Origin of the sequence: Escherichia albertii (genome assembly GCF_028622335.1) — a bacterium.
Lineage (GTDB): Bacteria > Pseudomonadota > Gammaproteobacteria > Enterobacterales > Enterobacteriaceae > Escherichia > Escherichia albertii.
Map to the genome: position 1 here is coordinate 438,180 of NZ_CP117568.1, position 22,612 is coordinate 460,791.

The 22,612-nt window shown below is 49.6% G+C and carries 25 protein-coding genes and 1 pseudogene; 17 read left to right on the forward strand and 9 right to left on the reverse strand.

Annotation, left to right across the window (positions count from 1 at the left end):
* Position 1 precedes the first annotated feature (1 nt).
* Complete coding sequence (gene puuB / locus PS053_RS02130; RefSeq protein WP_256879144.1) at positions 2 to 1,282, forward strand: gamma-glutamylputrescine oxidase; 1,281 nt, start codon at positions 2 to 4, stop codon at positions 1,280 to 1,282.
* Between the two features lie 37 nt (positions 1,283 to 1,319).
* The gene (gene puuE / locus PS053_RS02135) at positions 1,320 to 2,585 is read left to right on the forward strand and encodes a 4-aminobutyrate transaminase (RefSeq protein ID WP_256879143.1); all 1,266 of its coding nucleotides are present in this window, start codon (positions 1,320 to 1,322) and stop codon (positions 2,583 to 2,585) included.
* Positions 2,586 to 2,702: 117 nt separating this feature from the next.
* Here puuE and pspF read toward each other — a convergent pair whose 3' ends face one another.
* Positions 2,703 to 3,680, reverse strand: coding sequence for a phage shock protein operon transcriptional activator (gene pspF, locus PS053_RS02140; RefSeq protein ID WP_059235782.1), 978 nt, complete (start codon positions 3,678 to 3,680; stop codon positions 2,703 to 2,705).
* Positions 3,681 to 3,846: 166 nt separating this feature from the next.
* On the opposite strand from pspF, the gene pspA reads away from it, so the two are divergent.
* The 8 genes from pspA (at position 3,847) to tyrR (ending at position 10,033) form a co-directional block, all read left to right on the forward strand.
* Complete coding sequence (gene pspA / locus PS053_RS02145; RefSeq protein WP_098402029.1) at positions 3,847 to 4,515, forward strand: phage shock protein PspA; 669 nt, start codon at positions 3,847 to 3,849, stop codon at positions 4,513 to 4,515.
* 53 nt (positions 4,516 to 4,568) lie between these two features.
* Positions 4,569 to 4,793, forward strand: coding sequence for an envelope stress response membrane protein PspB (pspB, locus tag PS053_RS02150; RefSeq protein ID WP_256879142.1), 225 nt, complete (start codon positions 4,569 to 4,571; stop codon positions 4,791 to 4,793).
* Positions 4,793 to 5,152, forward strand: a complete 360-nt coding sequence (pspC, locus tag PS053_RS02155; RefSeq protein ID WP_000907393.1) for an envelope stress response membrane protein PspC — start codon at positions 4,793 to 4,795, stop codon at positions 5,150 to 5,152. The genes pspB and pspC overlap by 1 nt, the downstream gene beginning before the upstream one ends.
* An 8-nt stretch (positions 5,153 to 5,160) precedes the next feature.
* Entirely contained in the window at positions 5,161 to 5,382 is a 222-nt protein-coding gene (gene pspD / locus PS053_RS02160) for a phage shock protein PspD (RefSeq protein ID WP_010335992.1), read from the forward strand.
* Between the two features lie 74 nt (positions 5,383 to 5,456).
* On the forward strand, positions 5,457 to 5,771 hold the full coding sequence (gene pspE / locus PS053_RS02165) for a thiosulfate sulfurtransferase PspE (RefSeq protein ID WP_000473123.1): 315 nt from the start codon (positions 5,457 to 5,459) through the stop codon (positions 5,769 to 5,771).
* Positions 5,772 to 5,891: 120 nt separating this feature from the next.
* Positions 5,892 to 7,289, forward strand: a complete 1,398-nt coding sequence (locus PS053_RS02170) for a YcjX family GTP-binding protein (protein ID WP_000825752.1) — start codon at positions 5,892 to 5,894, stop codon at positions 7,287 to 7,289.
* A complete protein-coding gene (locus PS053_RS02175) occupies positions 7,286 to 8,344 on the forward strand; it encodes a YcjF family protein (protein ID WP_256879141.1) in 1,059 nt (352 codons plus the stop codon). Before PS053_RS02170 ends, PS053_RS02175 begins: the two co-directional genes overlap by 4 nt.
* A gap of 147 nt (positions 8,345 to 8,491) precedes the next feature.
* On the forward strand, positions 8,492 to 10,033 hold the full coding sequence (gene tyrR / locus PS053_RS02180; protein ID WP_002462194.1) for a transcriptional regulator TyrR: 1,542 nt from the start codon (positions 8,492 to 8,494) through the stop codon (positions 10,031 to 10,033).
* Between the two features lie 41 nt (positions 10,034 to 10,074).
* Here the strand turns inward: tyrR and tpx are convergent, their stop codons facing one another.
* Positions 10,075 to 10,581, reverse strand: a complete 507-nt coding sequence (gene tpx / locus PS053_RS02185) for a thiol peroxidase (RefSeq protein ID WP_000084396.1) — start codon at positions 10,579 to 10,581, stop codon at positions 10,075 to 10,077.
* Between the two features lie 118 nt (positions 10,582 to 10,699).
* On the opposite strand from tpx, the gene ycjG reads away from it, so the two are divergent.
* Positions 10,700 to 11,665 (forward strand): L-Ala-D/L-Glu epimerase, encoded by a 966-nt coding sequence (gene ycjG, locus PS053_RS02190; protein WP_256879140.1) that lies wholly within the window; start codon positions 10,700 to 10,702, stop codon positions 11,663 to 11,665.
* On the opposite strand, the gene mpaA is transcribed toward ycjG, so the two are convergent.
* Positions 11,640 to 12,368, reverse strand: coding sequence for a murein tripeptide amidase MpaA (mpaA, locus tag PS053_RS02195; protein WP_059224283.1), 729 nt, complete (start codon positions 12,366 to 12,368; stop codon positions 11,640 to 11,642). The genes ycjG and mpaA overlap by 26 nt on opposite strands.
* Positions 12,369 to 12,550: 182 nt before the next feature.
* Between mpaA and mppA the strand changes: the two genes are divergently transcribed.
* Positions 12,551 to 14,164, forward strand: coding sequence for a murein tripeptide ABC transporter substrate-binding protein MppA (gene mppA, locus PS053_RS02200; protein ID WP_256879139.1), 1,614 nt, complete (start codon positions 12,551 to 12,553; stop codon positions 14,162 to 14,164).
* Between the two features lie 48 nt (positions 14,165 to 14,212).
* Here the strand turns inward: mppA and ynaI are convergent, their stop codons facing one another.
* Positions 14,213 to 15,244, reverse strand: a complete 1,032-nt coding sequence (gene ynaI / locus PS053_RS02205; RefSeq protein ID WP_000559909.1) for a low conductance mechanosensitive channel YnaI — start codon at positions 15,242 to 15,244, stop codon at positions 14,213 to 14,215.
* Positions 15,245 to 15,487: 243 nt separating this feature from the next.
* On the opposite strand from ynaI, the gene PS053_RS02210 reads away from it, so the two are divergent.
* Positions 15,488 to 15,745, forward strand: a complete 258-nt coding sequence (locus tag PS053_RS02210; protein ID WP_002462192.1) for a DUF2534 family protein — start codon at positions 15,488 to 15,490, stop codon at positions 15,743 to 15,745.
* 38 nt (positions 15,746 to 15,783) lie between these two features.
* Here PS053_RS02210 and uspE read toward each other — a convergent pair whose 3' ends face one another.
* The 4 genes and pseudogenes from uspE to PS053_RS02230 all read right to left on the reverse strand — a co-directional run.
* The gene (uspE, locus tag PS053_RS02215) at positions 15,784 to 16,734 is read right to left on the reverse strand and encodes a universal stress protein UspE (RefSeq protein ID WP_256879138.1); all 951 of its coding nucleotides are present in this window, start codon (positions 16,732 to 16,734) and stop codon (positions 15,784 to 15,786) included.
* A gap of 151 nt (positions 16,735 to 16,885) precedes the next feature.
* Positions 16,886 to 17,638, reverse strand: coding sequence for a fumarate/nitrate reduction transcriptional regulator Fnr (gene fnr / locus PS053_RS02220; RefSeq protein ID WP_000611911.1), 753 nt, complete (start codon positions 17,636 to 17,638; stop codon positions 16,886 to 16,888).
* A gap of 194 nt (positions 17,639 to 17,832) precedes the next feature.
* The gene (ogt, locus tag PS053_RS02225) at positions 17,833 to 18,348 is read right to left on the reverse strand and encodes a methylated-DNA--[protein]-cysteine S-methyltransferase (protein WP_000916043.1); all 516 of its coding nucleotides are present in this window, start codon (positions 18,346 to 18,348) and stop codon (positions 17,833 to 17,835) included.
* A gap of 10 nt (positions 18,349 to 18,358) precedes the next feature.
* Positions 18,359 to 18,489 (reverse strand): annotated as a pseudogene (locus PS053_RS02230) (AbgT family transporter); the annotation flags it as partial.
* Positions 18,490 to 19,077: 588 nt separating this feature from the next.
* Here PS053_RS02230 and smrA point away from each other — a divergent pair.
* The gene (gene smrA / locus PS053_RS02235; protein WP_256879137.1) at positions 19,078 to 19,641 is read left to right on the forward strand and encodes a DNA endonuclease SmrA; all 564 of its coding nucleotides are present in this window, start codon (positions 19,078 to 19,080) and stop codon (positions 19,639 to 19,641) included.
* 30 nt (positions 19,642 to 19,671) lie between these two features.
* Here the strand turns inward: smrA and PS053_RS02240 are convergent, their stop codons facing one another.
* A complete protein-coding gene (locus PS053_RS02240) occupies positions 19,672 to 20,904 on the reverse strand; it encodes a sensor domain-containing diguanylate cyclase (protein ID WP_044712356.1) in 1,233 nt (410 codons plus the stop codon).
* A 194-nt stretch (positions 20,905 to 21,098) separates the two neighbouring features.
* On the opposite strand from PS053_RS02240, the gene PS053_RS02245 reads away from it, so the two are divergent.
* The 3 genes from PS053_RS02245 (at position 21,099) to ynaL (ending at position 22,591) form a co-directional block, all read left to right on the forward strand.
* Positions 21,099 to 21,146 carry a hypothetical protein gene (locus tag PS053_RS02245; protein WP_212741658.1) on the forward strand — a complete coding sequence of 16 codons (48 nt, stop codon included), beginning with the start codon at positions 21,099 to 21,101 and terminating at the stop codon, positions 21,144 to 21,146.
* Positions 21,147 to 21,159: 13 nt separating this feature from the next.
* Positions 21,160 to 22,143 (forward strand): zinc transporter ZntB, encoded by a 984-nt coding sequence (zntB, locus tag PS053_RS02250; protein ID WP_000387364.1) that lies wholly within the window; start codon positions 21,160 to 21,162, stop codon positions 22,141 to 22,143.
* A 274-nt stretch (positions 22,144 to 22,417) separates the two neighbouring features.
* Entirely contained in the window at positions 22,418 to 22,591 is a 174-nt protein-coding gene (gene ynaL / locus PS053_RS02255; protein WP_032275239.1) for a proline-rich small protein YnaL, read from the forward strand.
* Positions 22,592 to 22,612: the final 21 nt, after the last annotated feature.

A 22,612-nucleotide genomic window follows, 5' to 3' on the forward strand; every position in this document is an offset into this window, starting at 1 on the left:
AATGACCGAACATACCAGCAGTTACTATGCCGCCAGTGCGAATAAATACGCGCCATTCGACACGCTGAATGAGTCAATCACCTGTGATGTTTGCGTGGTTGGCGGCGGTTATACCGGGCTTTCCTCCGCGCTGCATCTGGCAGAAGCGGGATTTAACGTGGTGGTGCTGGAGGCCTCACGCATCGGCTTCGGCGCCAGCGGGCGCAACGGCGGGCAGCTTGTAAACTCCTACAGCCGCGACATCGACGTTATCGAAAAAAGCTACGGCATAGACACCGCCCGTATGCTTGGCAGCATGATGTTTGAGGGCGGCGAGATCATCCGCGAGCGCATCAAACGTTATCAGATTGATTGCGACTACCGCCCCGGCGGCCTGTTTGTGGCGATGAATGATAAACAGCTCGCGACTCTGGAAGAGCAGAAAGAGAACTGGGAACGCTACGGTAATAAACAGCTGGAACTGCTGGACGCCGACGCCATTCGCCGCGAGGTCGCCAGCGATCGCTACACAGGGGCGCTGCTGGATCACAGTGGTGGGCATATCCACCCGTTGAATCTCGCCATTGGCGAAGCCGATGCCATCCGCCTGAACGGCGGGCGCGTGTATGAGCTTTCTGCGGTGACGCAGATCCAGCACAGCACGCCAGCGGTGGTGCGTACAGCCAAAGGCCAGGTGACGGCGAAGTATGTCATTGTCGCCGGGAATGCGTATCTGGGCGATAAAGTGGAGCCGGAACTGGCGAAGCGCAGTATGCCGTGCGGCACCCAGGTGATCACCACTGAGCGGCTTTCCGACGATTTAGCTCGTTCGCTGATCCCGAAAAACTATTGCGTGGAAGACTGTAATTATCTGCTCGATTACTACCGTCTTACCGCCGACAACCGCCTGCTGTACGGCGGCGGCGTGGTGTACGGTGCGCGCGACCCGGACGACGTTGAGCGCCTTGTGGTGCCGAAACTGCTGAAAACTTTCCCGCAGCTAAAGGGCGTGAAAATTGATTATCGCTGGACGGGCAACTTCCTGCTGACTCTATCGCGCATGCCGCAGTTTGGTCGCCTCGATACCAACATCTATTACATGCAGGGCTACAGCGGACACGGCGTCACCTGTACCCATCTTGCCGGGCGTTTGATTGCTGAACTGCTGCGCGGCGACGCCGAACGTTTCGATGCCTTCGCCAATCTGCCGCATTACCCGTTCCCCGGCGGGCGCACGCTGCGCGTGCCGTTTACCGCGATGGGCGCGGCTTATTACAGCCTGCGCGATCGTCTGGGCGTTTAATTTCCGATTAACCGTGAAGAGTCAAAAGGTGTGAAACATGAGCAACAATGAATTCCATCAGCGTCGTCTTTCTGCCACCCCACGCGGGGTTGGCGTGATGTGTAACTTCTTCGCCCAGTCGGCTGAAAACGCCACGCTGAAGGATGTTGAGGGCAATGAGTACATCGATTTCGCCGCAGGTATTGCGGTGCTGAATACCGGGCATCGCCACCCTGAACTGGTGGCGGCGGTGGAGCAGCAGCTGCAACAGTTTACCCACACCGCGTACCAGATTGTGCCGTATGAAAGCTACGTCATCCTGGCGGAGAAAATCAACGCCCTTGCCCCGGTGAGCGGGCAGGCCAAAACCGCGTTCTTCACCACCGGTGCGGAAGCGGTTGAGAACGCGGTGAAAATCGCCCGCGCCCATACCGGACGCCCTGGCGTGATTGCGTTTAGCGGCGGCTTTCACGGTCGCACGTATATGACCATGGCGCTGACCGGAAAAGTCGCGCCGTATAAAATCGGCTTCGGCCCGTTCCCTGGTTCGGTGTATCACGTGCCGTATCCGTCAGATTCACAGGACATTTCGACGCAAGATTCTCTCGATGCTATCGAACGCTTGTTTAAATCAGACATCGAAGCGAAGCAGGTCGCCGCCATTATTTTCGAACCGGTGCAGGGCGAGGGCGGTTTTAACGTGGCGCCAAAAGAGCTGGTTTCTGCGATTCGCCGCCTGTGCGATGAGCACGGCATCGTGATGATTGCTGATGAAGTGCAAAGCGGTTTTGCGCGTACGGGTAAACTGTTTGCCATGGATCATTACGCCGATAAGCCGGATTTAATGACTATGGCGAAAAGTCTGGCAGGCGGGATGCCGCTTTCAGGCGTGGTGGGTAACGCGAATATTATGGACGCGCCCGCGCCGGGCGGGCTTGGCGGCACCTACGCCGGGAATCCGCTGGCGGTGGCTGCCGCGCATGCGGTGCTCAACATTATCGACAAAGAATCACTTTGCGAACGCGCGAATCAACTGGGCCAGCGTCTGACACAAACGTTGATTGCAGCTAAAGAAAGCGCTCCGTCTATTGCTGCGGTACGCGGTCTGGGTTCGATGATTGCGGCAGAATTTAACGACCCGCAAACGGGCGAACCGTCAGCCGCCATTGCGCAGAAAATTCAGCAACGGGCGCTGGCGCAGGGCTTGCTATTGCTGACCTGCGGCGCGTATGGCAACGTGATTCGTTTCCTGTATCCACTGACTATCCCGGATGCACAGTTCGATGCGGCAATGACAATTTTGCAGAATGCGCTGAGAAATTAATACGCAGAATCGGAGGCCGCCGCATTAATGCCTGATGCGCTGCGCTTATCAGGCCTACAAACGGCATATTGATAAGACGTTCACGCCGCATCTGGCAAGCTACGTTGCCTGACGCCGCTAAATTTGATGCTTTTTCAGCAACGCGCGGAACTGATGATAGGTTAACCCCAGCAATTCAGCCGCGCGTTTCTGGTTAAATTTTCCCTGTTGCAAACTGAGTTGCAGCAACTCTTTTTCCTGTTGCATCTGAAACTCACGTAAATTCAGCGGCAATTCTGGAAGTGATGTGTTTTCAGGGACTGCGAGTGTTTCTTTGGAAGAACGCTGCTTAAAGGGATCAATGATGATGTCATTGAGCGGATAATCGCTGGTGCCGTGGCGATACACTGAACGTTCCACTACGTTTTTCAATTCACGAATATTCCCTGGCCAGCGATAGTTCAACAATGTTTCTCTGGCGCGTTCCGTAAAACCCGGGAATAAAGGCAGCTTGATTTCCCGACACATCTGGATGGCAAAGTGTTCCGCCATCAACATAATGTCGCTTTCGCGCTCGCGCAGTGGCGGCAGTTGCACAACATCGAATGCCAGGCGGTCGAGCAGGTCAGCGCGAAATGTCCCTTCATTGACCATTGCCGGAAGATCGGCATTCGTTGCACATACCAACCGCACATTCACCTGCAATGGCTGACTGCCGCCAACGCGCTCCAGTTCACCGTATTCGATCACGCGCAATAATTTTTCTTGCACCATCATCGGTGCCGTCGCGAGTTCATCAAGAAATAAGGTACCGCCGTCGGCACGTTCAAATCGTCCGGGATGACGTTTTTGCGCACCGGTAAACGCGCCAGCTTCGTGACCAAACAGTTCGGAATCCAGCAAATTTTCATTTAGCGCCGCGCAGTTAAGAGAAATAAACGGTCCTTGCCAACGGGAGGAGAGATAATGCAGGCGGCTGGCGATCAGCTCTTTACCGGTACCGCGCTCGCCGATGATGAGCACCGGTTTGTCCAGCGGTGCGAGATGCGAAACCTGTTCTAACACCTCGAGAAAGCGGTTTGCTTCGCCAAGTAAGTTATCTTTGTATTCTGCCATGATGAAATTCGCCACTTGTTAGTGTAATTCGCTAATTCATCCTGGCATGTTGCTGTTGATTCTTCAATCAGATCTTTATAAATCAAAAAGATAAAAAATTGGCACGCAAATTGTATTAACAGTTCAGCAGGACAATCCTGAACGAAGAAATCAAGAGGACAACATTATGGGTATTTTTTCTCGCTTTGCCGACATCGTGAATGCCAACATCAACGCTCTGTTAGAGAAAGCGGAAGATCCGCAGAAACTGGTGCGTCTGATGATCCAGGAAATGGAAGATACGTTGGTTGAAGTGCGTTCCACCTCGGCGCGTGCGTTGGCGGAAAAGAAACAGTTGACTCGCCGTATTGAGCAAGCGTCGGCGCGCGAAGTTGAATGGCAGGAAAAAGCTGAGCTGGCGCTGATGAAAGACAGAGAGGATCTGGCGCGTGCGGCGTTAATTGAAAAACAGAAACTGACCGACCTGATTAAGTCTCTGGAACACGAAGTGACGTTGGTGGACGATACGCTGGCGCGCATGAAGAAAGAGATCGGCGAGCTGGAAAATAAATTGAGTGAAACGCGTGCTCGTCAACAGGCATTAATGTTGCGTCACCAGGCGGCGAACTCTTCGCGTGATGTGCGTCGTCAACTGGATAGCGGCAAACTGGATGAAGCGATGGCCCGTTTCGAATCTTTCGAGCGTCGCATCGACCAGATGGAAGCAGAAGCGGAAAGTCACAGCTTCGGTAAACAAAGATCGTTGGATGAGCAATTTGCCGAGCTGAAAGCTGATGATGCCATCAGCGAGCAACTGGCGAAATTAAAAGCCAAAATGAAGCAAAACAATCAATAATAACACCCAGGCGGCGTCCGAACGCGCCGCCGCTCATCCCTTAAGGAGTACTTATGAGCGCGCTATTTCTGGCTATTCCGTTAACCATTTTTGTACTGTTTGTTTTGCCGATCTGGTTATGGCTGCATTACAGCAACCGTTCCGGTCGCGGTGAATTGTCGCAAAGTGAACAGCAGCGATTAGCGCAACTGGCTGATGAGACAAAACGGATGCGCGAGCGTATTCAGGCGCTGGAATCCATTCTTGATGCTGAACATCCGAACTGGAGGGATCGTTAATGGCAGGCATTAATCTCAATAAAAAATTATGGCGCATTCCGCAACAGGGCATGGTACGCGGTGTTTGTGCGGGGATTGCCAGCTATTTTGATGTGCCCGTGAAACTGGTGCGTATCCTCGTGGTGCTGTCGATTTTCTTCGGCCTGGCGCTGTTTACTCTGGTGGCCTATATCATTTTGTCATTTGCGCTTGATCCGATGCCGGACAATATGGCGTTTGGTGAGCAACAACCTTCCAGCAGCGATCTGTTGGATCAGGTCGATCGTGAGCTGGCGGCCAGTGAAACACGCTTACGTGAAATGGAGCGCTATGTCACTTCCGACACCTTCACATTACGAAGCCGCTTCCGTCAATTGTGAGGAAAGTGATGAATACTCGCTGGCAACATGTCGGGCAAAAGGTGAAGCCTGGCTTCAAATTAGCAGGCAAGCTGGTACTTCTTACTGCACTGCGCTATGGCCCGGCGGGTGTCGCTGGCTGGGCGGTAAAATCCGTCGCCCGCCGACCGCTGAAAATGTTATTGGCTGTAGCGCTGGAACCGTTATTAAGCCGGGCGGCCAATAAACTGGCGCGGCGGTATAAAAGGTGAGGGTAGTTTCGCAAAAATTGTTAAATCTAAGGCGTATAATGAATGGCAATTTTCATTCACAGAAGGACGCTTGCATGTTTAAAAAAGGGCTACTTGCGCTGACACTGGTATTTTCACTGCCTGTTTTTGCTGCTGAACACTGGATCGACGTCCGCGTTCCAGAACAATATCAGCAAGAGCACGTTCAGGGGGCCATCAATATTCCTCTGAAAGAAGTGAAAGAGCGTATTGCCGCCGCTGTTCCAGATAAAAGCGATACTGTTAAAGTGTATTGCAATGCCGGACGTCAGTCAGGGCAGGCAAAAGAGATCCTCAACAAAATGGGATATACCCATGTTGAAAACGCCGGTGGTCTGAAAGATATTGAGATGCCGAAGGTTAAAGGTTAATAACTTTACTTATTATGCGGCGTAAATAGCGCCGCTTGTTCATTTGATAAATCAAAATCAACCCACATTATTACCACCTGTATCTCATCTTTTTCTTCAGCTTTCTGGCACAGGACAGCAATGAAGCGACTTAAAAATGAAATTAATGCGCTGGTGAATCGGGGTGTCGACAGACATCTCCGACTGGCCGTAACCGGGCTTAGCCGCAGCGGGAAAACGGCATTTATCACCGCGATGGTCAATCAGTTGCTCAATATTCACGCCGGAGCACGCTTACCACTGTTAAGCGCGGTGCGTGAAGAGCGCCTGTTGGGGGTAAAACGTATTCCCCAGCGTGATTTTGGTATTCCGCGTTTCACCTACGATGAAGGTCTGGCGCAGTTGTACGGCGATCCTCCCGCCTGGCCGACGCCAACGCGCGGTGTCAGCGAAATTCGCCTGGCATTGCGTTATAAATCGAATGACTCGTTGTTGCGTCATTTCAAGGATACCTCCACGCTATATCTGGAGATTGTCGATTATCCCGGAGAGTGGTTACTCGACCTGCCAATGTTGGCGCAGGATTATTTAAGCTGGTCGCGGCAGATGACGGGCCTACTCAATGGTCAACGTGGCGAATGGTCGGCAAAATGGCGAATGATGTGCGAAGGTCTGGACCCATTAGCGCCTGCCGACGAAAACCGACTGGCGGATATTGCCACCGCGTGGACCGATTATCTCCATCATTGCAAACAGCAGGGGCTGCACTTTATTCAGCCAGGTCGCTTTGTTTTGCCGGGAGATATGGCGGGAGCGCCAGCGCTGCAATTTTTCCCATGGCCGGATGTTGATGCCTGGGGCGAGTCAAAACTGGCGCAGGCCGATAAGCATACCAATGCCGGGATGCTGCGCGAGCGCTTTAATTATTACTGCGAGAAAGTGGTGAAAGGGTTCTATAAAAATCACTTTCTGCGTTTTGATCGCCAGATTGTGCTGGTGGATTGCCTGCAACCGCTCAACAGTGGGCCGCAAGCGTTTAATGATATGCGCCTGGCGCTGACGCAACTGATGCAAAGTTTCCACTACGGGCAGCGTACGCTTTTCCGGCGCTTGTTTTCACCGGTTATCGACAAGCTATTGTTTGCCGCCACTAAAGCGGACCATGTGACCATCGATCAACACGCCAATATGGTTTCATTGCTGCAACAACTGATTCAGGACGCCTGGCAAAATGCGGCATTCGAGGGAATCAGCATGGATTGTCTGGGACTGGCTTCGGTTCAGGCAACCACCAGCGGTATTATCGACGTCAACGGCGAGAAAATCCCTGCTCTGCGCGGCAATCGACTCAGCGATGGGGCGCCGCTGACGGTTTATCCCGGTGAAGTTCCTGCCCGTTTACCTGGTCAGGCATTCTGGGATAAACAGGGCTTCCAGTTTGAAGCGTTTCGCCCACAGGTGATGGATGTCGATAAACCGTTGCCGCATATTCGCCTTGATGCCGCGCTGGAATTTTTAATTGGAGATAAATTGCGATGACCGAACCGTTAAAACCACGTATTGATTTCGACGGTCCGCTCGAGGTCGATCAGAATCCTAAATTCAGGGCGCAACAAACTTTTGACGAAAATCAGGCACAAAATTTTGCTCCGGCAACACGCGATGAAGTGCAGGAAGAAGGGCAAGTTGAAGCGGTAGTAGATGCCGCATTGCGTCCGAAACGCAGTCTGTGGCGCAAAATGGTGATGGGCGGGCTGGCGCTGTTTGGCGCAAGCGTGGTTGGTCAGGGCGTACAGTGGACAATAAATGCCTGGCAAACCCAGGACTGGGTCGCGCTGGGAGGCTGTGCCGCTGGAGCGTTGATTATCGGCGCGGGCGTTGGCTCTGTGGTGACTGAATGGCGGCGCTTATGGCGCTTGCGTCAGCGTGCGCACGAACGCGACGAAGCGCGCGATTTGTTGCACAGTCATGGCACGGGCAAAGGGCGTGCGTTTTGCGAAAAACTGGCCCAGCAAGCCGGAATTGATCAGTCTCATCCGGCGCTGCAACGCTGGTATGCCTCAATCCACGAAACGCAAAACGATCGTGAAGTGGTCAGTTTGTATGCTCACCTGGTCCAGCCGGTGCTGGATGCGCAGGCGCGCCGTGAAATTAGCCGTTCGGCAGCAGAATCAGCATTGATGATTGCCGTCAGCCCGTTGGCGCTGGTGGATATGGCGTTTATCGCCTGGCGCAATCTGCGGCTGATTAATCGCATCGCCACGCTGTATGGCATTGAACTGGGGTATTACAGCCGCCTGCGCCTGTTTAAACTGGTATTGCTGAATATTGCTTTTGCAGGCGCCAGTGAGCTGGTGCGTGAAGTGGGAATGGACTGGATGTCACAGGATTTGGCTGCCCGATTATCGACGCGTGCGGCTCAGGGGATTGGTGCTGGCCTACTGACTGCGCGTCTGGGAATTAAAGCCATGGAACTTTGCCGTCCACTGCCGTGGATTGATGATGATAAACCTCGCCTGGGGGATTTCCGTCGCCAGCTTATTGGACAGGTAAAAGAGACGTTGCAAAAAAGCAAAAAAACAGTCGAAAAATAATACAATCTCGGATGCTGACCGGATATCTTTACGGCAAAGCGCCCGTTTTTCCGTCTTTGTGTCAATGTTTGTTGACAGAAATCTTCCTGCCATTCGAATAGTGTCATATCATCATATTAATTGTTCTTTTTTCAGGTGAAGGTTCCCATGCGTCTGGAAGTCTTTTGTGAAGACCGACTCGGTCTGACCCGCGAATTACTCGATCTACTGGTGCTACGCGGCATCGATTTGCGCGGTATTGAGATTGATCCCATCGGGCGAATCTACCTCAATTTTGCCGAACTGGAGTTTGACAGTTTTAGTAGTCTGATGGCGGAAATCCGCCGTATTGCAGGCGTTACCGATGTGCGCACGGTGCCGTGGATGCCTTCCGAGCGTGAACATCTGGCGTTGAGTGCATTGCTGGAAGCGTTGCCTGAACCCGTGCTTTCAGTCGATATGAAAAGTAAAGTGGATATGGCGAACCCGGCGAGTTGTCAGTTATTTGGGCAAAAACTCGATCGCCTGCGCAATCATACCGCAGCGCAATTAATTAACGGATTTAATTTTTTACGTTGGCTGGAAAGCGAACCGCAAGATTCCCATAACGAGCATGTCGTGATTAACGGGCAAAATTTCTTGATGGAGATAACGCCAGTTTATCTTCAGGATGAGAATGATCAGCACGTCCTGACCGGTGCGGTGGTCATGCTACGCTCGACGATTCGTATGGGGCGTCAGTTGCAAAATGTAGCTGCGCAGGATGTCAGCGCTTTCAGTCAGATTGTTGCCGTTAGTCCGAAAATGAAGCATGTCGTCGAGCAGGCGCAAAAGCTGGCGATGTTAAGCGCGCCGTTGTTGATCTCAGGTGATACCGGCACAGGCAAAGATCTCTTCGCATATGCCTGTCATCAGGCCAGCCCGCGCGCAGGTAAACCGTATCTGGCACTTAACTGCGCGTCTATACCGGAAGATGCAGTAGAGAGCGAATTGTTTGGTCATGCACCGGAAGGAAAAAAAGGCTTCTTTGAGCAGGCGAACGGTGGTTCGGTATTGCTGGATGAAATTGGTGAGATGTCGCCGCGAATGCAGGCCAAACTGCTGCGTTTTCTTAATGACGGGACTTTCCGCCGGGTCGGCGAAGACCATGAGGTGCATGTCGATGTGCGGGTGATTTGCGCAACGCAGAAAAATCTGGTTGAGCTGGTGCAAAAAGGCGCTTTCCGGGAAGATCTCTATTATCGCCTGAATGTGCTGACGCTGAATTTGCCTCCGCTTCGTGACTGTCCGCAAGATATCATGCCGTTAACCGAATTGTTTGTTGCGCGTTTTGCCGATGAGCAAGGATTGCCGCGTCCCAAATTGGCTGCCGATCTGAATACCGTGCTGACGCGTTATGGGTGGCCGGGTAACGTGCGGCAGTTGAAAAATGCAATTTACCGGGCATTGACGCAACTGGATGGCTATGAGCTGCGTCCACAAGACATCTTGCTGCCAGATTATGACGCCACAACGGTGGCTGTGGGTGAAGATGCGATGGAAGGTTCGCTGGATGAAATTACCAGTCGATTTGAACGTTCGGTATTAACTCAGCTTTATCGCAATTATCCCAGCACGCGCAAACTGGCAAAACGTCTGGGCGTTTCACATACCGCGATTGCCAATAAATTGCGGGAATATGGCCTGAGTCAGAAGAAGAACGAAGAGTAAATGCAAAACGCCTGATGGCGTAAGACCATCAGGCATTGTTCTTACGCTTTCAGTACAGCCAGCGCTGCGTCGTAATCCGGCTCGGTGGTGATTTCATTCACCAACTGACTGAAAATCACATTGTCATTTTCATCAATGACGACAACTGCGCGGGCAGCCAGACCTTTCAGCGGACCTTCAGCGATCTCAACACCGTAATTCTGCAGGAATTCAGCGTTACGGAAAGTGGAGAGCGTGATAACGTTATTCAGACCTTCTGCGCCACAGAAGCGAGATTGCGCAAACGGCAGATCGGCAGAAATACATAGCACAACGGTGTTGTCGATTTCTGTCGCTAGCTGGTTAAACTTACGTACTGATGTGGCGCAAACACCGGTATCAATACTCGGGAAAATGTTCAGCACTTTGCGTTTACCCGCAAACTGACCAAGAGTGACGTCAGACAGATCTTTTGCCACGAGAGTAAAAGTCTGCGCTTTACTACCCACTTGTGGGATGGAATTGGCGACTGTAACCGGGTTGCCCTGGAAATGAACGGTTTGTGACATGATTATTTTTCCTGTTTACATATAGTTAACGTCATACCTAGTTTATGCTAACTGTCAATAACACAGCAAACGCTATTTGCGCTTAATCTGCAGACCAGCGCGGCAACAAGGAGTATAGATGAGAACCGTAAAGGTATTTGAGGAAGCCTGGCCGTTACATACCCCGTTTGTTATTGCGCGAGGCAGTCGCAGTGAAGCGAGAGTAGTGGTCGTTGAACTGGATGAAGATGGTGTAAAAGGTACGGGCGAATGTACGCCTTATCCGCGCTATGGGGAGAGCGATGCTTCGGTAATGGCACAAATAACGAGCGTTGTGCCGCAACTGGAAAAAGGTTTATCTCGCGCAGAGTTACAAAAAATTCTGCCTGCCGGCGCGGCGCGTAATGCGCTGGACTGCGCGTTGTGGGATCTCTCGGCTCGTAAACAGCAGCAAACGTTAGCTGAATTTATCGGCATAACGCTTCCCGATAATATTACTACCGCGCAGACGGTGGTTATTGGTACGTCTGAGCAGATGGCCAGCAGTGCAGCGGCACTATGGCGAGCAGGGGCAAAGTTGCTGAAAGTGAAGCTGGATAATCATCTTATCAGCGAGCGAATGGTTGCGATCCGTGCCGCAGTGCCGGATGCAACTTTAATTGTTGACGCTAATGAATCCTGGCGCGCGGAAGGACTGGCGGCACGTTGTCAGTTACTGGCCGATTTAGGCGTCGCGATGCTGGAGCAACCGCTCTCGGCGCAGGACGATGCGGCGCTGGAGAATTTTGTTCATCCGTTACCGATTTGCGCTGATGAAAGTTGCCATACCCGCAGTAACCTGAAGGCACTGAAAGGGCGTTATGAGATGGTTAATATCAAACTTGATAAAACCGGGGGACTGACGGAAGCGCTGGCGCTGGCGAATGAAGCGCGCGCGCAAGGTTTCAGTTTGATGTTGGGCTGCATGTTATGTACCTCACGCGCTATTCGCGCCGCGCTACCTCTGGTGCCGCAGGTCAGTTTCGCCGATCTCGACGGACCGACCTGGCTGGCGGTGGATGTAGAACGGGCGCTTCAGTTCACGACCGGAGAATTGCATCTTTAGGATGCCAGCGCAGCAAGTTGGCCATTGCAAAGAGATATTTTTCGCTGGCTTCATCAGAAGAGATGGGCGGGAATTCAGCAGTGATACAATGCAAATTCAGATCTGCACACCAGCTGCCGAATGAACCGGGTGTTTCATAACCGACGCTGGTTACCAATGGTAATTCAAACGCCTGAGCCAGCCATTCGCCTAATTCGCTGTGTCTGGGATCTTCAATACAGGCCAGTGGATCGTGGAAAGAGACCACCCAGGCAGGTTGAATACGGTGTATGAGTTGGCACAGCGCCTGGGTTTCTGGTTCGGAGCCGGGTTGATCTCCGGCTAGCAATACCACGTCACGTTCGTTAGCGGCGCTGTTCCAGCGGTAGACCGTTTCACCTTCCTTCCAGTTTGCTGCCGGAAAGTTTCTGTTTAAATCCACTCCATTGGCATTAGCCCGTAAACCTAACTGACAGCCGTCAGGATTTATGCAGAGCACCACATGATGACGGCGCAATGAAGGCGTCAATGTGCGTAGCGCGCAGGAGAGGGTGACAACCGAAGAGTTTTCATCACCGTGCGTGCCAGCCAGAATTAAACCACTTTCACTGCTGGCGGCAGATGCTGGAAACCAGAGCAACGGCGCTCCCAATACAGAGCGTCCGTAATGCTCGGTGCCTGGCGGGAAAGCGCCTCGTTCGGCGCGTGGGCGGGTTACGGTCATAATTGTCTCTGAAAGAAGAAGTATTACAGGCAGTGTTGTGCAAATTTTGCGGATTATCAAATCCTTTTCGATAACGATATGCTATCGATCTTTTATCACTTTTTTGCCGGAAGTTATTTGCATTTCTTTAAGGCGAAACAAATAATTACGCATCAATGTTAACGTCAGTTTGAGGGTATCTTATGAAGCACTCTGTTTCAGTCACGTGTTGTGCGCTGTTAGTCAGCAGCATTTCTCTTTCGTATGCTGCAGATGTTCCGAGCGGCACAGTACTGGCAGAGAAGCAGGAGCTGGTACGTCACATTAAAGATGAGCCAGCGTCATTAGATCCCGCTAAAGCGGTGGGGCTGCCAGAGATTCAGGTTATTCGCGATCTGTTTGAAGGTCTGGTGAATCAGAATGAGAAAGGGGAGATTGTTCCCGGTGTGGCTACGGCGTGGAAAAGTAATGATAACCGCATCTGGACTTTTACTTTGCGCGATAACGCAAAATGGGCTGATGGCACGCCTGTAACGGCACAAGATTTTGTTTATAGCTGGCAGCGTCTGGTTGATCCAAAAACGCTTTCTCCATTTGCCTGGTTTGCTGCACTGGCAGGAATCAGCAACGCCCAGGCGATTATTGATGGTAAAGTTACACCGGACCAGCTTGGCGTTACCGCGGTTGATGCCCATACTCTGAAAATCCAGCTTGATAAGCCATTGCCGTGGTTTGTGAATTTAACGGCTAATTTTGCCTTCTTCCCGGTGCAAAAAGCGAATGTTGAAAGCGGGAAAGAGTGGACGAAGCCCGGAAATCTGATCGGTAATGGCGCTTATGTCCTTAAAGAGCGCGTGGTCAATGAAAAGCTGGTCGTCGTACCGAATACCCATTATTGGGATAACGCTAAAACGGTACTGCAAAAAGTCACTTTCCTGCCGATTAATCAGGAATCTGCGGCTACTAAACGTTACCTCGCGGGTGATATTGATATCACCGAATCTTTCCCGAAAAATATGTATCAGAAGCTGTTGAAAGATATTCCGGGGCAGGTTTATACGCCGCCGCAGTTGGGGACTTATTATTATGCGTTTAACACGCAAAAAGGACCGACGGCAGATCAACGCGTCCGTCTGGCATTAAGTATGACCATCGATCGACATCTGATGACGGAAAAAGTGTTGGGCACAGGTGAAAAACCGGCCTGGCATTTCACTCCAGATGTTACCGCTGGATTTACGCCGGAACCTTCGCCGTTTGAACAAATGAGCCAGGAAGAACTGAATGCGCAAGCAAAAACATTGTTGAGTGCCGCGGGTTATGGTCCACAAAAACCTCTGAAGCTGACGCTTTTGTATAATACCTCGGAAAACCATCAGAAAATTGCCATTGCCGTGGCGTCGATGTGGAAAAAGAATCTTGGCGTAGATGTCAAACTGCAAAATCAGGAGTGGAAAACGTATATCGATAGCCGCAATACCGGTAATTTTGATGTTATCCGCGCCTCGTGGGTTGGCGATTATAATGAACCGTCAACTTTCCTGACGCTGCTAACGTCAACGCACTCAGGAAATATTTCACGCTTTAACAACCCAGCTTACGACAAGATACTGACTCAGGCATCGATTGAAAATACTGTGCAGGCGCGTAATGCTGATTACAATGCAGCAGAGAAAATTCTGATGGAGCAGGCACCGATTGCACCGATTTATCAATATACCAATGGTCGGTTAATAAAACCGTGGCTAAAAGGTTATCCGATTAATAATCCAGAAGATGTGGCCTATAGTCGGACAATGTATATTGTGAAGCATTAATGTAGATGAACTGGCGTTATCTTATTGATAACGCCAGCGATGAGCGAATTACCTGGTCTGATCCGGTGGCGTATTATTCTCCATATACAGTGTCTGGCTTGGGAAAGCAAAGTCCGCACCGTGCGACTGTACAATATCGATAATCTTTAAATAGACATCCTGTTGGGCCGCAAGCCATTCGGCCCAGACCGTAGTTTTGGTAAAGCAATAAACCATAATATTCAGCGACGAATCAGCAAACTGGTTGAAATAAACCAGTAAGGTTTGGCGCTGGTCAATGGCAGGATGATTTTTCAGCATTTCGCGAACAGCTTCAACTATTTCTCCTACTTTCGCTGCATCCTGGTAGCGCAAACCAATGGTTGTGGTAATGCGTCGGTTAGTCATTCGCCCAGGGTTTTCTACGCTAATAGACGAGAAAAGCGAGTTTGGCACGTACAGCGGACGATTATCAAATGTCGTGATTTTCGTAATTCGCCAGCCAATTTCCGATACCGTACCTTCGATATTTCTGTCCGGGGAACGGATCCAGTCACCGATGCTAAAGGGACGGTCGAAATAGAGCATAATTCCAGAAAAGAAGTTACTAAGAATATCTTTACCAGCCATACCGACGGCAAGGCCACCAATGCCACCGAAGGTCAGCAACCCGGAAAGACTCATGCCGAAATGTTCACCATAGAGTAGAACAATCACCACGATTATGCAGATCTTGATGATGCGTGACATAATTCGTGCACTGGTGATATCACGGCCTTTCTTTATCTGTTGTTTTTCAAACTGATTAATCAGAAGAAATAACTTAGCTGTCAAAATAAGCGCAATCAGAGATGTGCAGATAAAATCGATAACGCTTGGGGTGATAAATTTGAGCTTATAATTCTCAATAACATAATTAGTGATGCTGCCGACAGCACTGATAATTATGGTGTAGATTAAAAATTGAATCGCATGGAATAAGAATCCTTTCCTTTTGTGATTTCCACTGCGAAACCAAAAGCTCATCAGAATTAATGCTGCGCAGCTACCGAAAATAATGACCAGATTAAGCGCATTATTTGTAAACAGTTCAGCGATCATTGTGTTATCAGGCTCCTCCAGATTATTGACGTCATGCCGGAAACCTCTGGCGGGAGTATTTTACCGCGACAAATCGTTTAGATCATCAATCGTCAGGAAAGGAAGCCGCAGCATTGGCCAGCTCATCAATATATTGGTTGAAAACCCAGCTAAGATGCATGGCTTTCAGGGCAGACAAAAACAGAATGTCATGGTATTGTTGCATGTAAGTAAAAAAATATTTATTGGTACAAGGATTACATGATGATCATGACGAAACTGAAGTCCGCGAAGGGGAAGAAATTTCTCTTTGGTTTATTGGCAGTTTTCATTATTGCGGCGTCGGTAGTGACTCGCGCAACCATCGGCGGTGTTATTGAACAGTACAATATTCCACTGTCTGAGTGGACGGCTTCAATGTATGTGATCCAGTCATCGATGATTTTTGTTTACAGTCTGGTCTTTACTGTGTTGTTGGCGATCCCGCTGGGAATTTATTTCCTCGGCGGCGATGAAAAGTAAGGAAAAGAAAGGCCCGAATAATCGGGCCCAGGAAGCAATTAATCGTCTTCTTCATCATCCAGTTCGACAGGTGTCTGGTACTGATCGGGTTTAATCACCAACAGGTCACAGCGAAGGTGATCAATTACCTGTTCCGCGGTATTTCCGAGGAACGCCGCTGAAATGCCCGTACGTCCCACGGTGCCAAGAACGACAATCCCCGCTTGTAAATGTTCGGCAAGGTCAGGAATGACTTCTTCTGGCAGACCTTTTTCAACATGCGTCATTTTTTCATCAATGCTGAATTTCTGTCGCAGGGCTTTCATTGCGACTAAATGTTGCCCCCGAATCGCATCGTTATAAACACTTGGGTCAAATTCCGGCAGTTCGATAGCAATATTAATTGGCGTCACCGGGTAGGCGCCAACCAGATGCACTTCGGTATGGTTGACCTGTTCCGCTAATTCGATGGTCTCTTTTACCAGTTTTTCATTGAGTGCATTATGATACGGCTCTTCGCTGGCAAGATTCACCGCAACCAGCGCCTTACCGCCTTTCGGCCATGGTTGATCTTTTACCATCCATACCGGGCTTGGGCATTTGCGTAACAGGTGCCAGTCAGTTGGGGTAAAGATAACCGCTTCCAGGCGGTCATGTTGGTGCGCCATTTTTAGCACCAGATCATGTCCACCGTTGACCACTTCCTGAATGATGGCTTCGAAAGGACGGTTATGCCAGACCACTTTGATTTCAATAGGAACGCCAGCGTTAAGATAATATTTCGCCTGCTCATGGATCCACGCGGTGCGTTGGCTGATAACGCCCTGACGCATAGCGGTACGCTCGTCGGGAGAGAGCAGGGTAGTCATTTCGTATGAGAAATCATAGATCGGCAAAAAGGCTTTAATTTTGCCACCAATCCGTTGATGTAAATAAACAGCTCGCCGTAATGCCGGTTGATCGTCCTGATGAGGATCGATAACAACGAGCATGTTCTGATACATAGCCATACAGGGTCTCCTTACAACAACTGTCAATGCAGTTTGTAATTAAAAGATTAACCCATATCTGGCGAATGAAACAGTGATGAACCTTCTGCCAGATCAATAAATCAGAAAAATTTAATGATATGACAGAAGGATAGTCAATTATGCGGAAAAATCAGGCGACGTTGCGCGTATGACCGGCAAGTTGAGCCAGCGCATCGTTATTTTCGATAGTGATGTATTTACCTTTAACTGCCAGCATACCGCTTTTCTGAAAGCGACCCAGCAGGCGGCTGATGGTTTCCACCGTCAGGCCCAGATAATTACCGATATCGCCACGAGTCATTGTCAGGCGGAATTCACGAGGAGAGAAGCCGCGTTGGGCAAAACGACGGGACAGATTGTAGATAAATGCAGCCAGACGTTCTTCTGCGTTTTTCTTCGACAATAGCAGGATCATATCCTGATCGCCTTTAATTTCACCGCTCATCAAACGCATCATCTGCTGACGCAAATTCGGCATTTTACCGGACAGATCGTCCAGCGTTTCGAACGGGATTTCACATACCATTGACGTTTCAAGCGCCTGGGCAAAGCTCGGATGATGGCCACTGCCAATAGCGTCAAAACCTACCAGATCGCCTGCTAAATGGAAGCCAGTAATTTGCTCATCGCCTTGCTCTGTAATGGTATAACTTTTAATCGTACCGGAGCGGATGGCATAAAGCGATTTAAGTTCATCACCAGCCTTAAATAGCGTCTGGCCTTTCTGAATAGGCTTCTTTCGCTCAATGATATTATCAAGCTGATCAAGCTCATGTTCGTTGAGTGTGAACGGGATGCAAAGCTGGCTGATGCTGCAATCCTGGCAATGGATAGCACAACCGCCAGACTGAATGCGCCGTATAATTCGCTTTTCCGGGATCATAGGTCTGCTCAAGCCGTAATTGATATTTGTCAATTTTAACATCTTTTTAGGGAGCAAGTAAGTCCGGGCAATCCTTAACAGCGGAGAATTCCGATATTAGATGTAAAGTTATTTCTATCTGTTTGAAAAATATTAAATTATTAAGGGTAACTTTACGTGAAAATGTGAACAAGTTGGCACATTTTGTTTAAGGCTTACAGTAACAGATAGCCTTCATGGCGTAATAACCACTCTTTTCGCTGCACGCCGCCTGCATATCCGGTCATGGTGCCATTTCGTCCAATAACCCGGTGGCAGGGTACAACAATACTGATCGGATTAGCGCCATTTGCCGCGCCTACGGCTCGCGCCGCGCCAGGACGACCCAGTTGTTCGGCAAGTTGACCGTAATGCATCACCTGGCCGCAGGGTATTGTGCGCAATGTTTTCCACACTTCCCGTTGAAATGGCGTACCGTTTGTGGCGGTGGGAAGAGAATCAATAATACTAAGATTACCGGCAAAGTAATCACGTAGTTTATCGCTAAGTCCGCCTGGGTTAGTTGCGGAAATACGCTCATAACCTTCTTTGCGATAGTGGATGTCCAGCAACTGCGTCATGCGATCGCTGTATTCCTCCCATTCCACCGCCCGCAGGCGAAATTGTTCATCGCAAATCACCCACAGCGGACCCAGTGGCGTGGCAATTTTTTCTTCAAGTAATTTCAGCATCCGTACCCTCTTAAGATAAATGCGGGTAAATTCCCGAACCAATTGGTAGAACGACAAGATACCACGCCAGCAATATCATCAGCCATACCACTAAAAAAATAAGCGAATAAGATAAGAAACTAACGAATAATAAGTACCCATGTGTTTGACGTTCTCAGCATGTATCAGTCAGGCGGCTTTATATATTGCCCGAAGAAATGGGCTGCGTTCCATTACATGGGCAGGGCGATGTGGTTATCTTCAGAGCCGGAAAACGTATAAAAAATAGAGTCTGTCGACATCCGCCAGACTCTACAGTACACACAGCAGTGCATCCGCGTCTTCATTCCGGCCTTGGTTCCTGTCTGCCGGTGACAGTGTTATAACGGTTTTGCCACTCAGTTGCCAATTTTCTTCAGTGACTGAATTCACGAAAATATAAGTCAATGCGTCCATTAGGTTAATGAATAATCATACCGCATTAATTGGCTGTTGAATTTATCGAGTGAATATCAGAATGGCAGACAATCAATAAAATGATTGCACCCAATTGATGTCACGGGCGGTGTAAACATGGCATGTTCGGATGCCTGCGTTAAGTTAAACCATGTCTAAATTGTTCGATACTGTAACCTGGCCAGGTTAAAATGCACCGCCTGCTGAAATACAAGCAGGTGTCAGATATATGAACAATTCGATAGCCGGATCCCCCGTCTGAACCACGAGGTGTAAAGGTGCACAGGAGGTTACATGAACCTTGACGACAAATCGCTGTTTCTTGACGCCATGGAAGATGTCCAACCACTGAAATGCGCAACTGATGTCCACTGGCATCCAACGCGTAACCAACGTGTGCCACAGCGTATTGATACGCTTCAGCTTGATAATTTTCTCACCACTGGATTTCTCAATATCGTCCCGCTCAACCAGCCGCTGGAATTTCGCCGGGAAGGATTGCAACATGGAGTGCTTGATAAGCTACGCAGTGGCAAATATCCGCAACAGGCCAGCCTGAATTTGTTGCGCCAGTCGGTAGAAGAGTGTCGCAAAATGGTGTTCAGTTTTATTCATCAGGCACTGGCGGATGGCTTACGTAATGTACTTATTATTCATGGCAAAGGTCGGGAAGATAAATCACACGCCAATATTGTTCGTAGCTATGTAGCACGCTGGCTGACAGAGCTCGAAGATGTGCAAGCCTATTGTACCGCGCTACCGCATCATGGCGGCAGCGGGGCGTGTTACGTCGCACTGCGTAAAACAGTACAGGCGAAGCTGGACAACTGGGAACGCCACGCGAAGCGTAGTCGATAGGCAGGTGACGTCGCCGCGTGGTTGAGGAGATCAGGCTGCCAGCACGCGGTTGCGTCCATCATTTTTCGCCCGGTACAACGCGTCATCTACGCGCTTAAACAGTTCATCGATGCTTTCATTGCCTTCGTGATGCGCCACGCCAATACTGACGGTAAAGCGCGGTAAGCCAGAAATACTCACTTTTGCCACGCTCAAGCGGATAGCTTCAGCCAACGAAAGCGCGGTATCCAGTGGTGTTCTGGGTAATAACAAGACGAACTCCTCACCGCCCCAACGAAACACTAAATCGCTTTTGCGTGCGCAGTTTTTGAGTGTGTGGGCCAGCGTGCATAACACCTCATCACCTTTCTGGTGACCGTAGAGATCATTGATATGTTTAAAGCGATCGGTGTCAATGAGCAACAAACTGTAATCCTGAGCAATCGCTAAATGTTGCATCTGACCTTGTTCGGTAATGTGATAAAACTGTCGTCGGTTAAGCAATCCCGTTAACGCGTCATGATGGGCAGCGTGTTCCAGTTGTTCTTCCAGTCGTTTTTGTTCGGTAATATCGTGCACGATGCATAACATTAACCTGTCACCATAAATCTCAATGGGGCCGGCATACGTTTGCACATGTCGGGTGGAACCATCCGCCAGTTTATGGACAAAGTTAAGAGGTTTATGGCCCCCGGGCAAACGCGAAATTTCATGCATGACGGGCATTACATTACGCCCGAGCATATTAATTTCCCAGGTGTGTTTCTGACACATTGTTTCGTGGTTATAGCCATAGAAATTGAGCGCGGCCAGATTGGCATCGACGATTTGCCCATCACGCGAAGGATCTATCAACAACATTGGCGCGGAGTTTGTCAGGAAAAAACGTGCATAGAATCCTTGTTTTTTACGCTGATAATTCGCCGAACGGCTGGCTTTTAGCCCCAGAGTTGCGGGTGTTTCCATCCCTTCAAAGATAATTACTTCTCCAGCCCCACTCATCTCTTTGAGGGTCAACCGACAGCTTAATGCCGTCTCTTCGCCATTACGCTGGACAGTGAGAATTTCTACAATATCAAGTTGGTTATGCAGATCTGCGAGGTATTTAGGTAGTTCATTTTGGGAGGAGATGGAATAGAGACCGGTTCGAAGCTGACTAAATGTGAGTTCTTGCATCAACTGCCGTGCTGCACTATTGGCATAAATTAACTGTTCCTCGAAGGGCGAAACAATCCAGACAGGACTGGTTAATAAGTCCAGGGTATTGAAGTTGTGCGTAGTCATTGAAATCCCGTTATTTTTATCAATTTTTATTGCTACCCGATCGAAAAAAAGCCACGACAAGTGATCAGATAATTCTGATAATGATAGACGTTATTTAACGCTTTACACGTTTTCAAATCAGGAAAAGTATTTTGCTTTCTGTATTTAATTTAGACAGGATTTTATTAAGCATTTCAGGACTATGGGGTGATGAGATGTTGCGTAACAGGAGCAGAAGGCTAGACTACAAAATAATGCGTTGATGATGGAGGCACTGTGGAAGCGATTAAGGGAGCGGACGTAAATGTCCCGGATGCAGTATTTGCCTGGATGCTGAATGGTAAAGGCGGCGTTAAACCGCTGGAAGATACAGATAAGATAGATGAGGCGCATCCCTGCTGGCTCCACCTCAATTATGTGCATCATGACAGCGCCCAATGGCTGGCGACGACGCCATTGCTGCCAAATAACGTGCGCGATGCGCTGTCAGGGGAAAGTACGCGACCCAGAGTGAGTCGTCTTGGAGAAGGGACGCTGATTACTCTGCGCTGCATTAATGGTAGTACGGATGAACGCCCCGATCAGTTAGTCGCCATGCGGGTTTACATGGACGGACGGTTAATTGTCTCGACCCGACAACGTAAAGTGCTGGCACTGGATGATGTGGTCAGCGATTTGGAAGAGGGCACAGGCCCAACCGATTGCGGTGGCTGGTTGGTGGATGTGTGTGACGCGTTGACCGATCATTCCAGTGAGTTTATTGAACAACTGCACGATAAAATTATCGATCTGGAAGATAACCTGCTCGATCAGCAAATTCCACCACGCGGATTTCTGGCATTATTGCGTAAGCAATTGATTGTTATGCGTCGTTATATGGCGCCGCAGCGTGATGTCTATGCTCGTCTTGCCAGTGAGCGTTTGCCGTGGATGAATGATGATCAACGTCGTCGAATGCAGGATATTGCCGATCGTCTGGGGCGTGGGTTGGACGAAATCGACGCTTGTATAGCACGGACTGGCGTGATGGCAGATGAAATCGCCCAGGTAATGCAGGAAAATTTAGCGCGCCGCACTTACACAATGTCATTGATGGCAATGGTATTTTTACCCAGCACTTTTTTAACCGGTTTATTTGGCGTTAACCTTGGCGGTATACCCGGCGGAGGATGGCAATTTGGTTTTTCACTTTTTTGTATTCTGTTAGTCGTTCTTATTGGTGGTGTTGCTTTATGGTTGCATCGTAGTAAATGGTTGTAACAAAAGCAATTTTTCCAGGGTTCTGTATACAAAAACACCGTAAAGTTTGAGCGAAGTCAATAAACTCCCTACCTATTCAGGGCAATATCTCTCCCGCAGGTGAATGCAACGTCAAGCGATGGGCGTTGCGCTCCATATTGTCTTACTTCCTTTTTTGAATTACTGCATAGCACAATTGATTCGTACGACGCCGACTTAGATGAGTCGGCTTTTTTTTGCTTGTTATTCCTCAACGTCTACCCTTTAAGAGTCAACGCAATGATCGGAGGGAAATATGACGACGCTCATTTATTTGCAACTTCCTTATCCTGACCCGATACCTGGTGATTCTGTTCCGGTTCCCGACCCCATCCCTCGTCCACAACCCATGCCCGACCCGTCGCCGGATGAAGAGCCGATTAAATTGTCGCATCGTGAGCGGAGATCTGCGAGGATACGCGCCTGCTGACTTTGCGTCGATGACCATGAG

What these genes read in the sequence shown, in the direction of transcription:
- fnr (WP_000611911.1), bottom strand. Translation starts at nt 17,638, where the DNA reads ATGATCCCGGAAAAGCGAATTATACGGCGCATTCAGTCTGGCGGTTGT.
- PS053_RS02170 (WP_000825752.1), top strand. Translation starts at nt 5,892, where the DNA reads ATGAAGCGACTTAAAAATGAAATTAATGCGCTGGTGAATCGGGGTGTC.
- PS053_RS02175 (WP_256879141.1), top strand. Translation starts at nt 7,286, where the DNA reads ATGACCGAACCGTTAAAACCACGTATTGATTTCGACGGTCCGCTCGAG.
- mpaA (WP_059224283.1), bottom strand. Translation starts at nt 12,368, where the DNA reads ATGACCGTAACCCGCCCACGCGCCGAACGAGGCGCTTTCCCGCCAGGC.
- PS053_RS02240 (WP_044712356.1), bottom strand. Translation starts at nt 20,904, where the DNA reads ATGACTACGCACAACTTCAATACCCTGGACTTATTAACCAGTCCTGTC.
- ogt (WP_000916043.1), bottom strand. Translation starts at nt 18,348, where the DNA reads ATGCTGAAATTACTTGAAGAAAAAATTGCCACGCCACTGGGTCCGCTG.
- uspE (WP_256879138.1), bottom strand. Translation starts at nt 16,734, where the DNA reads ATGGCTATGTATCAGAACATGCTCGTTGTTATCGATCCTCATCAGGAC.
- puuE (WP_256879143.1), top strand. Translation starts at nt 1,320, where the DNA reads ATGAGCAACAATGAATTCCATCAGCGTCGTCTTTCTGCCACCCCACGC.
- pspE (WP_000473123.1), top strand. Translation starts at nt 5,457, where the DNA reads ATGTTTAAAAAAGGGCTACTTGCGCTGACACTGGTATTTTCACTGCCT.
- tpx (WP_000084396.1), bottom strand. Translation starts at nt 10,581, where the DNA reads ATGTCACAAACCGTTCATTTCCAGGGCAACCCGGTTACAGTCGCCAAT.
- ynaL (WP_032275239.1), top strand. Translation starts at nt 22,418, where the DNA reads ATGACGACGCTCATTTATTTGCAACTTCCTTATCCTGACCCGATACCT.
- pspC (WP_000907393.1), top strand. Translation starts at nt 4,793, where the DNA reads ATGGCAGGCATTAATCTCAATAAAAAATTATGGCGCATTCCGCAACAG.
- ycjG (WP_256879140.1), top strand. Translation starts at nt 10,700, where the DNA reads ATGAGAACCGTAAAGGTATTTGAGGAAGCCTGGCCGTTACATACCCCG.
- PS053_RS02210 (WP_002462192.1), top strand. Translation starts at nt 15,488, where the DNA reads ATGATCATGACGAAACTGAAGTCCGCGAAGGGGAAGAAATTTCTCTTT.
- mppA (WP_256879139.1), top strand. Translation starts at nt 12,551, where the DNA reads ATGAAGCACTCTGTTTCAGTCACGTGTTGTGCGCTGTTAGTCAGCAGC.
- tyrR (WP_002462194.1), top strand. Translation starts at nt 8,492, where the DNA reads ATGCGTCTGGAAGTCTTTTGTGAAGACCGACTCGGTCTGACCCGCGAA.
- puuB (WP_256879144.1), top strand. Translation starts at nt 2, where the DNA reads ATGACCGAACATACCAGCAGTTACTATGCCGCCAGTGCGAATAAATAC.
- smrA (WP_256879137.1), top strand. Translation starts at nt 19,078, where the DNA reads ATGAACCTTGACGACAAATCGCTGTTTCTTGACGCCATGGAAGATGTC.
- pspF (WP_059235782.1), bottom strand. Translation starts at nt 3,680, where the DNA reads ATGGCAGAATACAAAGATAACTTACTTGGCGAAGCAAACCGCTTTCTC.
- pspB (WP_256879142.1), top strand. Translation starts at nt 4,569, where the DNA reads ATGAGCGCGCTATTTCTGGCTATTCCGTTAACCATTTTTGTACTGTTT.
- pspA (WP_098402029.1), top strand. Translation starts at nt 3,847, where the DNA reads ATGGGTATTTTTTCTCGCTTTGCCGACATCGTGAATGCCAACATCAAC.
- ynaI (WP_000559909.1), bottom strand. Translation starts at nt 15,244, where the DNA reads ATGATCGCTGAACTGTTTACAAATAATGCGCTTAATCTGGTCATTATT.
- pspD (WP_010335992.1), top strand. Translation starts at nt 5,161, where the DNA reads ATGAATACTCGCTGGCAACATGTCGGGCAAAAGGTGAAGCCTGGCTTC.